The sequence below is a fragment of the Enterobacter cloacae complex sp. CARB60 genome, from assembly GCF_036487345.1.
Taxonomy (GTDB): domain Bacteria; phylum Pseudomonadota; class Gammaproteobacteria; order Enterobacterales; family Enterobacteriaceae; genus Enterobacter; species Enterobacter asburiae_D.
This window is the reverse complement of record NZ_JAZKLC010000002.1, coordinates 2,204,272-2,216,444: the sequence shown is the minus strand read 5'-3', so window position 1 is coordinate 2,216,444 and position 12,173 is coordinate 2,204,272. Positions and strand designations below refer to the sequence as shown.

Here is a 12,173-nt window from a genome sequence, read left to right as displayed (position 1 = left end):
GGGCAAAAATGAAAATGACTATTCACCTACAGAAATAATCAGAGGTCATCATGGACCAGCTCATGGCGATGCGCGCCTTCACGCGGGTCGTGGAGTCCGGAAGCTTTACCCGCGCGGCGGACTCGCTGAATATGCCGATCGCCACGCTGAGCAAGCTGGTTAAATCGCTTGAGTCGCACCTGGAGATACGTCTCCTGCACCGGACGACTCGCCGGGTGGTCGCGACGCCTGAAGGGATGGAATACTATGAAAAAGCGCTCAGGGTGCTGATTGATATCGAAGATATCGACACCTCGTTTCGCGTTTCCCGCGCGACGCCAAAAGGGCATTTGCGGGTTGACGTGGGCGGATCCACCGCCCGGGACGTGCTCATCCCCCTGCTGCCGGACTTTATGCGGCGCTACCCGGATATCCGCATCGACCTTGGCGTGGCCGACCGGCCGGTCGATCTCATCAGCGGCAACGTAGACTGCGTGATCCGCGGCGGGCCGCTGGACGACTCGACCCTCATCGCCCGTCATCTCGGTAACGCGGAAATGGTCACCTGCGCAACGCCGGGTTACCTCAAAAATCATGGCGTCCCGGCCTATCCCCAGGAGCTGTGCAACGGGCACAAGCTTATCAGCTACCTTTCGCCCGTCACCGGGCGGGCATTTCCGATTCGTTTCAGAGAAAACGGCGAGGCGCTGGAAATCAACATTCCGCACTATCTCGGCGTCAATGAAAGTAATGCCCATCTGGCGGCTGCCGCAGCGGGGCTGGGGATCGTTCAGACCTTTGAGTATTCGGCAAAGTCGTATCTGCAGGCGGGAACGCTGACGGCGATCCTGGGCGACTGGCGCCCTGCCGCCTATCCGTTTCATGTGGTTTACCCGCAGAACCGGCATTTGACGCACCGTCTGAAGGTATTTATCGCGTGGCTGGCGGAGGTTTTCCCCGCCGCGCTGAAGGGGTAGCCGGGCGCGAACCCGGCTGGGGCTTAGTTAAGCTTATAGTCCAGCGAAATCTCAGCTTTCAGGAGCTGCGATACCGGACAGCCCGCTTTTGCTTTCTGAATAATGCCATCGAACTGCTGGGGGGCGATGCCGGGAACGGTGACCTTGCTTTTCAGGGCAACCTTAGTGATGGCAAAGCCGCCGTCGGTTTTATCCAGAGAGACGTCCGCGGTAGTATCAATGGAATCGGCGGTATAGCCCGCTTCCCCGAGCATCAGCGACAGCGCCATTGAGAAGCAGGCCGCATGCGCCGCGCCAATCAGCTCTTCGGGGTTGGTCCCCTTTTCACCCTCAAAGCGGGTATTGAAACCATAAGGCTGTTGATTGAGAACGCCGCTCTCGGTGGAAACCGTTCCTTTTCCGCGCTTAATGTCGCCAGACCAGTGTGCCGAACCGTGCTTATGAATAGTCATTCTTGCTCTCCTTTTGGCTTACAAAGGGTTAAGTATAGACTACGCATCTGGCCCACCCTGGAACACAGACAATTCCAGGACCTTCACCTGCTGTACCGACAAAAAGGATAATGATATGGCGCTAAAATTCAGGATGGCCGTCGCCGTAACCACGCTGGCTCTGTCGCTGTCTTCACTGGCGAAAACGCCGGAGAATTTTATCTATACCAGCTCGGGCGATCTCGACGCGGCGTTTCCGCTTGTTGCGCGAAGCGATATCGGCGGCGTGCAGATCGTTTACAACTGGCGCTTGCTGGAACCCGAGAAGGACAACTATGACTTCTCGCGGATTGAGCAGGATCTGGCGCGCGTTAAGGCCGCCCGAAAAAAGCTCTTTATTCAAATCCAGGATCGTTTCTTTGAGCCGGACGCCCGCTACGTGCCGGACTATCTGATGCACGATAAGCGATACGGTGGCGGGATTGCGCCGCAGTTCGATAACCCCGGCGAAGGCAAGCCCGTCGGTTCAGGATGGGTGGCGCGTCAGTGGGATCCCGCCGTGCGCCAGCGCTACCAGGCGCTGCTGGCCGCCCTTGCGAAACGCTTTGATGGCGAGGTGTATGGGGTAAACCTGCCCGAAACCGCCATTGATATCGACGAAAAAAATCCGCCCGCCGGTTTTACCTGCGACGGCTATTTCGCGGGAGAAATGGAAAACCTGGCCTTTGCGCGAAAGGCTTTTCAGAAATCACACGTGGTGCAATACGTGAACTTCTGGCCGTGCGAGTGGGATAATGACCACAGCTACATGGGGCGTCTGTTTGCGTATACCAGCGCTAACAATGTCGGCCTGGGCGGGCCGGACATTGTTCCCAACCGCAAGGCGCACATGAAGAATGCCTATCCCTTCTTTAATAAAAATAAACAGACGCTGCCGCTCATCGCCATGGCGGTTCAGGAACCGACCCTGACCTACAAGAATCCTCAGACCGGAAAACCGTTCACCAAAGCGGAATTTGTCCGCTTCGGCGAAAGTTATCTCGGTGCCGAGATTATATTCTGGAGCACGTCTTCTCCCTGGCTAAAGGCGAAGTGATCCCTTCTTATGCCAGGTAGCGCGAAAGTTCGTCGAGAAACACGCGCAGCGCGGCAGGCTGGTATTCCCGGGACTGATAAATGCCATGGATGGCAAGCGGTTTAGGCTCCAGGGCCTCCAGCACCGGCACCAGTAATCCCTGCTCCAGCGCGGCAGACGCTTCGCGCTCCGGCAGCATGGCGATACCGCAGTGCTTAATCGCCGCGTCCATCAGCAGCGAAGAGATGCTGGCGCTCAGGTTGCCGCTGACGGCCACGCTCAGGCTTTCACCTTCCGGCGTCAGGAAGTGCCAGGACTGCCCGGCGAAAAAGCTGTAGTGCAGGCAGTTGTGCTGCGCGAGTTCTTCGGGGCTGACGGGGGTACCGTGCTGTGCAAGATAGTCCGGCGAGGCGCAGAGCACCGAGCGACACTCCCCCAGCCGGCGGGCAATCATGCCGGGTTCGGGGTTGTCGGTAATGCGCACGGCGACGTCAATGCGCTCTCCCACCAGGCTGACCGGGTGGTTATTCACGTCCAGCTCAATGCGCAGCTGCGGGTAACGCGAGAGCAGGCCGGGCAGAACCGGTGCAATCAGGTGCATGGCGGTAAAGTGCGCGCAGGCCACCCGCAGCGTGCCGGACGGCAAGTCTTTCTCCGACTGACCTTCAATTTCCTGTGAAATCTGCGAGAGCGTCCGCGTTTTTTGCAGCACCTTTTCCCCTGCCGCGGTCAGCGTCAGCTTGCGCGTGGAGCGGTTTACCAGCCGCGTTCCCGCCCACTTCTCCATTTGTTCAAGGTAGCGGCTTACCATCGGTCGGGAAATGCCCAACGCGCGGGCCGCCGCGCTCAAACTGCCCAGCTCGCATATCCGGTTGTAGACCTGAGCGGCGATAACGCGATCCATATAAGCTCCATTTGCTCGATTTATGAAACTAAGCATGTCTTGTTTCAGGAATTCTGGCAAATGCGAATATCCGTACAATAGACACATTCCTGAACAACAGAGACAACAGCATGAAACTCACTCACCTTGCCCTGCTTTCCACCCTTATCACGCCGGCTGTTTTTGCCGCGACGTTGAACGTTGATACCTATAACCCGCAGGAAAAAGGCATTTTCCCGGTCTCGTCCACGCTGGTTTCCGGCCCGAAAGAGGCGGTGCTGTTTGACGCGCAGTTCAGCGTGAAGGATGGCGAAGCGCTGGTAGAGAAAATTCGCCGCAGCGGTAAAACCCTGAATAAGATTGTGATCACCTCCGGCGATCCGGATTTCTATTTTGGCCTGCAGCCGCTGGTCAAAGCCTTCCCGAATGCCAAAGTGGTGGCCACGCAGCACGTGGTTGACCATATCAAAGCCACCAAAGACGCCAAGCTCGCCTTCTGGGGCCCGCAGATGAAAGACGGCGCGCCAACGGAGCTGGTCGTCCCGCAGGTGCTTGCCTCAACAACGTTTATGGTTGACGGGGAAAAGGTCGATATCGAGCAGCCAGACGGCTATGCGGCCTATGTGTGGATCCCGTCAGCAAAAACGATCCTCGGCGGCACCGGGGTAGCCTGGGGCATTCACGTCTGGACGGCAGACACCCAGACCCCGGAAAGCCGCAAGCAGTGGCAGGAAACGCTGCAATCTATGGCCGCGCACAAGCCAGAGCGCGTGATCCCGGGCCACTATCTGGGCACGCCACCGGCGGGCACTGGCGCGATTGATTTTACCCGCGACTATCTGCAGCGCTTTGAAAAGGCCTTGTCCGCGCATAAAGACTCCGCGGGCGTCATCAGCACCCTGAAAAAACAGTATCCGGGCCTGGCGGAAGAGAGCTCGCTGGAATTAAGCGCCAAAGTGAATACCGGCGAAATGAAGTGGTAATTTAACATCTGCTCCTGCTATATATTCGTGATAGCAGGAGCACTCTCATAATATCCACACTGTTGCCCGTCGATATATCCTTCCCTTCTAAAAGCACATAAAAGCATACACTTATGTCATTTTTATTTCTAAGATGAATCTGAGCCACAACCGGGGAAATATTTGCCATTCTGTTTATGAATTAAATTTTTGCGAGCCGTACCATTAAACAGACAACGACACGGAGGCAGCATGTTTACTTATTACCCGGCTAATACCACAGCAGCACAACCTGAACTCGTTAACGCGATTGCGCAGGGTCTTCACGCCGAGCACGGTGCTGTGACTGAAGATGACATTTTGATGGAACTCACCAAGTGGGTGGAATCCACGGATAATGACATCCTCAGTGACATCTACCAGCAGACCATTAACTACGTCGTCAGCGGGCAAAACGCACCTTTGTAAAAACCTGCTAAGCTGGATCAGCAACCTAAGGGGTTACATTTCGTTTGCGTAAGCAAACTGGTCCTTAAAACTATCAACAGGATTGAGGAGTTAACATGAAATCGAACCGTCAGGCACGCCATATTCTGGGACTGAACTACAAGCTTTCTAATCAGCGTAAAGTGGTGATTGAAGGCGACCATGAAACGCAGGTCACTCACGCCACCGGCAGAAAACGCCACGCGGGCAAGTAAGTTCCAGACTGAGATCCAGAACACCATCGGTAACCCCGGTGGTGTTTTTGTTTATGTGTTGCGGTAATTAATATTCAGCTCCTTTATAATACCGCCTGACCGCACCCCAGCGCACAGGCCAGAAAGATGACAAACAGCAGTGTCAGGGACGGATCTTCATAAAAAGAGTGAGTGACATGGACAACAAACTGAAAAAACATCGTTCCTTATACATCCCATACGCCGGACCGGTTCTACTCGAATTCCCCCTGCTTAACAAAGGCAGCGCCTTCAGCATGGAAGAGCGCAGCAGCTTTAACCTGCTTGGCCTGCTGCCGGAAGTGGTTGAGACCATTGAAGAACAGGCGGAGCGCGCGTGGATCCAGTATCAGGGTTTCAAAACTGAAATCGACAAACACATCTACCTGCGTAACATTCAGGACACCAATGAAACCCTCTTCTATCGCCTGGTGCAGAACCATCTTGAAGAGATGATGCCGGTGATCTACACCCCGACGGTGGGTGCGGCCTGCGAGCGTTTCTCAGAGATCTACCGTCGCTCCCGCGGGGTATTCATCTCTTATCAGAACCGTCACAACATGGACGATATTCTGCAGAACGTGCCGAACCACAATATCAAAGTGATTGTGGTGACCGACGGCGAACGTATTCTCGGCCTCGGCGACCAGGGCATTGGCGGGATGGGGATCCCAATCGGTAAACTCTCACTCTACACTGCCTGCGGCGGCATCAGCCCGGCATATACCCTGCCGGTGGTGCTGGACGTCGGCACCAACAACCAGCAGCTGCTCAACGATCCGCTCTATATGGGCTGGCGTCATCCGCGTATTACCGACGACGAGTACTATCAGTTTGTCGACGATTTCATTCAGGCCGTGAAGCACCGCTGGCCGGACGTTCTGCTGCAGTTTGAAGACTTTGCGCAGAAAAACGCGATGCCGCTGCTGAACCGCTATCGCGATGAGATCTGCTCTTTTAACGACGACATCCAGGGCACCGCATCCGTGACCGTGGGTACGCTTATCGCCGCCAGCCGCGCGGCCGGCAGCCAGCTGAGCTACCAGAAAATCGTCTTCCTGGGCGCAGGCTCTGCGGGCTGCGGTATCGCCGAGCAGATTATCGCCCAGACGCAGCGTGAAGGCTTAAGCGAAGAGCTGGCCCGCTCCCGCGTCTTTATGGTTGACCGTTTCGGCCTGCTGACCGACGGTATGCCAAACCTGCTGCCGTTCCAGACCAAGCTGGTGCAGAAACGTGAGAACCTGAAAAACTGGGATACCGACAACGAAGTCCTTTCCCTGCTGGACGTAGTGCGCAACGTGAAGCCGGATATTCTTATCGGCGTTTCCGGGCAAACTGGTCTCTTTACCGAAGAGATTATTCGCGAGATGCACAAGCACTGCGTGCGCCCTATCGTGATGCCGCTTTCCAACCCGACCTCCCGCGTGGAAGCAACGCCGCAGGACATCATTGCCTGGACCGAAGGTAACGCGCTGGTCGCGACCGGCAGTCCGTTCGATCCGGTGGTGTGGAAGGATAAAACCTATCCGATTGCCCAGTGCAACAACTCGTACATCTTCCCGGGCATTGGTCTGGGCGTGATCGCCTCCGGCGCGTCCCGCATTACCGACGAAATGCTGATGTCGGCGAGCGAAACCCTCGCGGGCTACTCTCCGCTGGTCAACAACGGTGAAGGGCTGGTGCTGCCGGAGCTGAAAGACATTCACAAGGTGTCGCGCGCTATCGCATTTGCGGTAGGCAAAATGGCGCAGCAGCAGGGCGTGGCGGTGAAAACCTCTGCCGACGCGCTGCAGCAGGCCATCGACGACAACTTCTGGAAGCCTGAATACCGCAGCTATCGCCGTACCTCGATTTAATTCGACCCGACCGTTTCCTCTCCCTGTGGGAGACGCGGTGCGGCCCAATCGCCCGGTGGCGCTTCGCTTACCGGGCCTACGGGCGGGGTGTTTTCCCTCTCCCCGTGGGAGAGGGTTAGGGTGAGGGCAACAGACCGCGCCATCGAATACCCACTAGCCAAACCCCTTTTCCCCCGCTACACTCCTTTCATCCATTAACCTACTGAATATATAAGGAGGCCAATTATGCTGTATCGTGAAATTTTCAATGTTTCACATACATTTGGTGATCGCACCAGCTCAAGCGTTATCGGTATCGTGCTGCGATAACTTCTGCTTGAGCGAAGACACCAACCCCTGAAATCCCTTCTCTCGGGCTTACTGAGTTATCGTCAGCGATGTTTGACGAGGCATAAACATGCCTGTAACTCTTGGGTAAGCAACAATGAGCACTTTACTCACTGCACAATCTTTACGCGTTGATACGGCGTTTGGCACGCTCTTCGACTCACTCTCCTTTACGCTGAAAAAAGGCGACCGCATTGGCCTGCTGGGCGACAACGGCTGCGGAAAAAGCACGCTGCTGAAGGTGCTGGACGGCACAGACTCCCCCGCCGCCGGAACGGTAGCGCTGGCCGGGCACTGCCTGATGGCGCGCGTGGAACAACATCTCCCGGACGCCATTTTCCCGCTGACCATGCTGGATGCCGTACTCGCACAGCTGCCTTTAGCCGAGCGCGATAGCCTGCGCTGGAAAGCCGAAACGCTGCTGGCGAGCATGGGCTTCACGCCGCAGGATATGATGCTGCAATCCGCCACGCTGAGCGGCGGGCAACACACCCGCCTGCTGCTGGCGCGGGCGCTGATTCACGAGCCGGATCTGCTCCTGCTCGATGAACCCAGCAACCACCTTGACCTGCCGACCATGCTCTGGCTGGAGCATTTTCTACAGAACTGGTCGGGCAGCTTCGTGCTGGTCTCGCATGACAGACAGCTGCTGGATGCCGTCACCAACGGCAGCTGGATCCTGCGCGATAAAACGCTGCACTACTTCGCCCTTCCCTGCACGGCCGCCCGCAAGGCGCTTGAAGCAAAGGATGAAAGCGACGCGCAGCGCCACAAGGCGGAGCAAAAGGAGATAGACCGCGTGACCGCCAGCGCGAAGCGGCTGGCGACCTGGGGCAAGGTTTACGACAACGAAGACCTGGCCCGCAAAGCCAAACAGATGGAAAAACAGGTCGAACGGCTGAAGGAGAGCCAGACGGCGCTCACGGCAGGCAGCCCGTGGACGTTAACCCTGCGCGGCGACGCGCTGCGGGCAGACCGTCTGCTGGAGATGGAAAACCTCAGCGTCCCGCCTGCACCCGGGCTACCGCCGCTGTTTAACATCGACATGGCGCGGCTAAAAAGCGGCGATCGCGTGGCGATTGTCGGTCGTAATGGCTGCGGCAAGTCGTCGCTGATGAGGCTTATCTGGCAACAGTTCGCCGAAGAGTCCGCAGACAGCGGGTTGAAAATCCATCCGCGCGTGTCGCCAGGCTATTACGACCAGACGCTTCATCAGCTTGCGGACAACGCCACGCTGCTCGACGCGCTGGAGCCTTTCGCACCGGATCCGCAGAACCGCAAAATGGCGCTGATAAGCGCGGGTTTCCCGTGGGCGCGTCACGGGCAAACGGTCAGCACGCTCAGCGGTGGCGAACGCTCGCGCCTGCTGTTCGTTGGCCTGACGCTTGCCCGCTATAGCCTGCTAATGCTGGATGAGCCGACCAACCACCTGGATATGGAAGGCAAAGAGGCGCTGGCACAAACCCTTCAGCAGTTCGAAGGCGGCGTGCTGCTGGTCAGCCATGACCGTCAGTTAATTAGCCAAAGCTGCAACCGTTTCTGGCTGATTGAAGAGGAAAAGCTGAGCGAGTGGCACGATGCAGAAGCGGTGTTTGAGCGCCTGCGTGAAAGCGCGGGGCTGGTGACATCCACCGCGCCTGTTATCACTACTGCGTCGGTTCAATCCTCGCCGTATGATGATCTGCTCGAACGGCTGGTCGCGCTGGAAACGCTGCTGGAAGACGATCTGGCGCGAAAGCCAAAGCATCAAAAGCCGCAGCTGCAGGCGCAATGGCGTAAAGAGATTGAGGAGATAGAAGCACAGCTGTAACGCTGCGCCCGGCGAGGCTCTCTCGTCGGGCCAGTATTTTCCCCCTAAATTATTAGAGGAACGCCGTATTCTTAATCAGCAATCGAATCAAATGATGACATTATGTTGCCGCAACCTTGCATTACCAGGCTAATGTATCAATCCTTAAGGGGTACTACACCTGCTATACAGATTCTTATCATGAACAAGGAGATACACATGAAGGCTGCTGTTGTCACTCAGGATCACCAGGTCAACGTCACCGAAAAAACATTACGCCCGCTTAAGCACGGGGAAGCCCTGCTGAAGATGGAATGCTGTGGCGTATGCCATACCGATCTCCACGTGAAGAACGGTGATTTCGGCGATAAAACCGGGGTAATCCTGGGCCATGAAGGGATTGGTATCGTAAAAGAAGTCGGCCCAGGCGTGAAGTCGCTGAAAGTCGGCGACCGCACAAGCGTGGCCTGGTTTTTTGAAGGCTGTGGCCACTGCGAATACTGTAATACCGGCAACGAAACCCTGTGCCGCGATGTGAAAAATGCCGGTTACTCCGTTGACGGCGGGATGGCGGAAGAGTGCATCGTCACCGCGGATTACGCGGTAAAAGTGCCGGACGGCCTGGATTCGGCGGCGGCCAGCAGCATCACCTGCGCTGGCGTTACCACCTACAAAGCGGTGAAGGTCTCGGGTATCAAACCGGGCCAGTGGATTGCAATCTATGGGCTGGGCGGGCTGGGCAACCTCGCGCTGCAGTACGCCAAAAACGTCTTTAACGCCAAAGTCATCGCCCTTGACGTTAACGACGAACAGCTGAAGCTGGCGGCCAGCATGGGTGCAGATTTAACCATCAACTCCCGCAGCGAAGATGCCGCTAAAATTGTGCAGGAGAAAACGGGCGGCGCGCATGCCGCAGTCGTTACTGCCGTTGCAAAAGCAGCATTCAACTCCGCCGTTGATGCCGTGCGTGCCGGTGGCCGCGTGGTCGCGGTTGGACTGCCGCCGGAAGCGATGAGTCTCGACATTCCGCGTCTGGTGCTGGACGGCATTCAGGTGGTAGGTTCGCTGGTCGGCACCCGTCAGGATCTGCAGGAAGCTTTCCAGTTCGCCGCTGAAGGTAAGGTCGTGCCGAAAGTCACGATGCGCCCGCTGGAGGACATCAACGCCATCTTTAAAGAGATGGAGCAGGGCCAGATTCGTGGCCGTATGGTCATTGATCTCCGCTCGTAAACACCTGTCGCCGGGTAGCGGCTTTGCCCTACCCGGCCTACTGTTACGACTAACGCCGGTCCGAAATCCACTCCTGAACCTCAATCTGGAACGTGTCCGGTGCTTTCCGATACATTTTGCGCGCCAGATCGAGAATGGTATGCCGGGCTAACTCCTCTTCCATTCGCTGCTGCGCGCTGTCCATCACCGAACGTACCCCGCACGGACCGTCACACACCCAGGCAGGCGGCGTTTCATCAAACACGGCCAGCCGCTGGCGTATCTCCCTGCACTCAAACATATTTTTCTCGCCGTCGATGGCGTGCGTTACGTCCAGCACGGTGATCAGCTCCGCCGGACGCGCCAGCTTAAAGCCCCCACCCTTGCCTTCCGTACTGATGACCAGCCCGGCACGCGACAAGCGGGTGAATATTTTACCGAGATAATCGTACGGCACGCCCTGAAGGGCAGCCATCTCCCTGACGCTCATCTCCCGCTCGTTGCCCTTCGCATCCACCATGCACATCAGGCTGTGAATGCCGTATTCCACACCGGAACTGTAAAACGCCATGGTTAACCCCAGTTTGCTGTTCAGGCCATTATAACGATTTTTAACTCAGAAAGAAGTTGTCGCAGTTAACTCCGACAAGTATAGTAGCAGTTATGTCAGGTACACAGCCTGGCGATCAAAAGGATCGAGTATGAAAAAGCAGATTTTAATTGTGGGTAGCGGCTTTTCCGGTATGTGGGCTGCGGTCAGTGCCGCTCGCCTGTCGGCGCTGGAAGGAAAAGACAGTCTTAAGATTGCCGTGCTGGCGCCCGTTCCTGAGCTGCGCGTTCGCCCGCGCTTCTATGAAGAAAAGGTATCAACGCTGGTCGCGCCGCTGACCGCACTGTTCGCTGAGCTGAATATTGAGTTCATTGCCGGGAGCGCAGAACATATTGATACTCAGGCAAAAACGGTGGTATTCCGTGATAATCAAGGGATAACATCCTCGGTGACTTACGAACGTTTAGTGCTGGCGACGGGTAGCCAGACCAAACGCCCTTCCATTGCCGGGCTTGCCGAGTACGCATTTGATATCGACCAGCTGGAATCGGCGCAGGTATTTGAGCAGCACCTGGATTCACTGGCTTCACGGCCTGCCTCACAAGAACGCAACACCGTTGTGGTCTGCGGCGGCGGTTTCACCGGCATTGAGCTGGCGACCGAGCTCCCTGCCCGGCTTCGTTCTCGATTGGGTGAAGATACGGCGATTAAAGTAATCGTAGTTGAACGCGGTGCAGTTATCGGTGGACGTTACAGCGAAGCCTTGCGCAAGACCATTGAAGACGCAAGCCGCGAGCTGGGCGTTGAATGGCGTCTTAACAGCGAAGTGGAAGCCATCGACGCAAACGGCGTTACCTTAAAAAATGGCGAACGTATTGCCGCCTCTACCGTGGTCTGGACGGCAGGCGTTGAGGCCAACCCCCTCAGCCAGCAGATTGACGGCGAACGTGACAACCAGGGGCGGCTTATCGTTACCGAGTCGCTGCAGGTTCCAGCCCATCCGGACATCTATGCAACGGGCGACATGGCGCACGCCAAAACGGACGATGCGGGCAACACGGCGCTGATGACCTGCCAGCACGCCATCCAGCTTGGGAAATTTGCCGGACACAACGCGGCAGCCAGCCTGCTAAACATCGCGCCATATCCTTATCGTCAGGTGAACTATGTTACCTGCCTGGATTTAGGGGCGTGGGGCGCAGTCTATACCGAGGGCTGGGAACAGGCCGTCAAATCCGTCCGCGACGAGGCGAAGAAGATCAAAATCGCCATCACGAACGAGCTGATCTATCCGCCAGCAGCAGACAAAACGGTCGCATTTGCCGCCGCCGATCCGTTGGCGAAATTCGTCTAGTCCCCCCGCCATCGCCCCGTTAACGGGGCGTTTTTTATTTTCAGTTTCCGGCAATCCTTATC

General features: G+C 56.7%; 12 protein-coding genes. 9 read left to right on the top strand and 3 right to left on the bottom strand.

Translation table 11 applies throughout. The features are described 5' to 3' along the window. Positions 1–50 precede the first annotated feature (50 nt). A complete protein-coding gene (locus V4835_RS11570) occupies positions 51–956 on the top strand; it encodes a LysR family transcriptional regulator (protein ID WP_063142712.1) in 906 nt (301 codons plus the stop codon). Positions 957–979: 23 nt separating this feature from the next. Here V4835_RS11570 and V4835_RS11565 read toward each other — a convergent pair whose 3' ends face one another. Then, on the bottom strand, positions 980–1,408 hold the full coding sequence (locus V4835_RS11565; protein ID WP_331412230.1) for an OsmC family protein: 429 nt from the start codon (positions 1,406–1,408) through the stop codon (positions 980–982). 115 nt (positions 1,409–1,523) lie between these two features. On the opposite strand from V4835_RS11565, the gene V4835_RS11560 reads away from it, so the two are divergent. Continuing rightward, entirely contained in the window at positions 1,524–2,483 is a 960-nt protein-coding gene (locus tag V4835_RS11560; protein ID WP_063142710.1) for a hypothetical protein, read from the top strand. A 7-nt stretch (positions 2,484–2,490) separates the two neighbouring features. Here the strand turns inward: V4835_RS11560 and V4835_RS11555 are convergent, their stop codons facing one another. Then, the gene (locus V4835_RS11555) at positions 2,491–3,366 is read right to left on the bottom strand and encodes a LysR family transcriptional regulator (protein WP_063142709.1); all 876 of its coding nucleotides are present in this window, start codon (positions 3,364–3,366) and stop codon (positions 2,491–2,493) included. A 110-nt stretch (positions 3,367–3,476) separates the two neighbouring features. Between V4835_RS11555 and V4835_RS11550 the strand changes: the two genes are divergently transcribed. The 6 genes from V4835_RS11550 to adhP all read left to right on the top strand — a co-directional run bounded on the left by V4835_RS11550 (position 3,477) and on the right by adhP (position 10,228). Then, a complete protein-coding gene (locus V4835_RS11550) occupies positions 3,477–4,328 on the top strand; it encodes a Vmh family MBL fold metallo-hydrolase (protein ID WP_063142708.1) in 852 nt (283 codons plus the stop codon). Positions 4,329–4,559: 231 nt separating this feature from the next. Then, positions 4,560–4,775, top strand: coding sequence for a biofilm-dependent modulation protein (gene bdm / locus V4835_RS11545; RefSeq protein ID WP_023335793.1), 216 nt, complete (start codon positions 4,560–4,562; stop codon positions 4,773–4,775). Between the two features lie 95 nt (positions 4,776–4,870). Beyond that, a complete protein-coding gene (sra, locus tag V4835_RS11540) occupies positions 4,871–5,008 on the top strand; it encodes a stationary-phase-induced ribosome-associated protein (protein WP_008501714.1) in 138 nt (45 codons plus the stop codon). Between the two features lie 176 nt (positions 5,009–5,184). Next, a complete protein-coding gene (locus V4835_RS11535) occupies positions 5,185–6,882 on the top strand; it encodes an NAD-dependent malic enzyme (RefSeq protein WP_063142707.1) in 1,698 nt (565 codons plus the stop codon). 424 nt (positions 6,883–7,306) lie between these two features. Continuing rightward, positions 7,307–9,019, top strand: a complete 1,713-nt coding sequence (locus tag V4835_RS11530) for an ABC-F family ATP-binding cassette domain-containing protein (RefSeq protein ID WP_331412229.1) — start codon at positions 7,307–7,309, stop codon at positions 9,017–9,019. A 198-nt stretch (positions 9,020–9,217) separates the two neighbouring features. Next, on the top strand, positions 9,218–10,228 hold the full coding sequence (gene adhP, locus V4835_RS11525; RefSeq protein ID WP_148241713.1) for an alcohol dehydrogenase AdhP: 1,011 nt from the start codon (positions 9,218–9,220) through the stop codon (positions 10,226–10,228). Between the two features lie 49 nt (positions 10,229–10,277). On the opposite strand, the gene V4835_RS11520 is transcribed toward adhP, so the two are convergent. Then, on the bottom strand, positions 10,278–10,778 hold the full coding sequence (locus tag V4835_RS11520) for an RrF2 family transcriptional regulator (RefSeq protein ID WP_331412228.1): 501 nt from the start codon (positions 10,776–10,778) through the stop codon (positions 10,278–10,280). Positions 10,779–10,908: 130 nt separating this feature from the next. Between V4835_RS11520 and V4835_RS11515 the strand changes: the two genes are divergently transcribed. Then, a complete protein-coding gene (locus V4835_RS11515) occupies positions 10,909–12,111 on the top strand; it encodes an NAD(P)/FAD-dependent oxidoreductase (protein WP_331412227.1) in 1,203 nt (400 codons plus the stop codon). The last annotated feature ends 62 nt before the right edge of the window (positions 12,112–12,173 follow it).

Bases quoted from the DNA above. Each gene is read 5' to 3' on its own strand.
- adhP (WP_148241713.1), top strand. From the start codon at position 9,218: ATGAAGGCTGCTGTTGTCACTCAGGATCACCAGGTCAACGTCACCGAA.
- V4835_RS11535 (WP_063142707.1), top strand. From the start codon at position 5,185: ATGGACAACAAACTGAAAAAACATCGTTCCTTATACATCCCATACGCC.
- bdm (WP_023335793.1), top strand. From the start codon at position 4,560: ATGTTTACTTATTACCCGGCTAATACCACAGCAGCACAACCTGAACTC.
- sra (WP_008501714.1), top strand. From the start codon at position 4,871: ATGAAATCGAACCGTCAGGCACGCCATATTCTGGGACTGAACTACAAG.
- V4835_RS11530 (WP_331412229.1), top strand. From the start codon at position 7,307: ATGAGCACTTTACTCACTGCACAATCTTTACGCGTTGATACGGCGTTT.
- V4835_RS11520 (WP_331412228.1), bottom strand. From the start codon at position 10,778: ATGGCGTTTTACAGTTCCGGTGTGGAATACGGCATTCACAGCCTGATG.
- V4835_RS11550 (WP_063142708.1), top strand. From the start codon at position 3,477: ATGAAACTCACTCACCTTGCCCTGCTTTCCACCCTTATCACGCCGGCT.
- V4835_RS11515 (WP_331412227.1), top strand. From the start codon at position 10,909: ATGAAAAAGCAGATTTTAATTGTGGGTAGCGGCTTTTCCGGTATGTGG.
- V4835_RS11560 (WP_063142710.1), top strand. From the start codon at position 1,524: ATGGCGCTAAAATTCAGGATGGCCGTCGCCGTAACCACGCTGGCTCTG.
- V4835_RS11555 (WP_063142709.1), bottom strand. From the start codon at position 3,366: ATGGATCGCGTTATCGCCGCTCAGGTCTACAACCGGATATGCGAGCTG.
- V4835_RS11570 (WP_063142712.1), top strand. From the start codon at position 51: ATGGACCAGCTCATGGCGATGCGCGCCTTCACGCGGGTCGTGGAGTCC.
- V4835_RS11565 (WP_331412230.1), bottom strand. From the start codon at position 1,408: ATGACTATTCATAAGCACGGTTCGGCACACTGGTCTGGCGACATTAAG.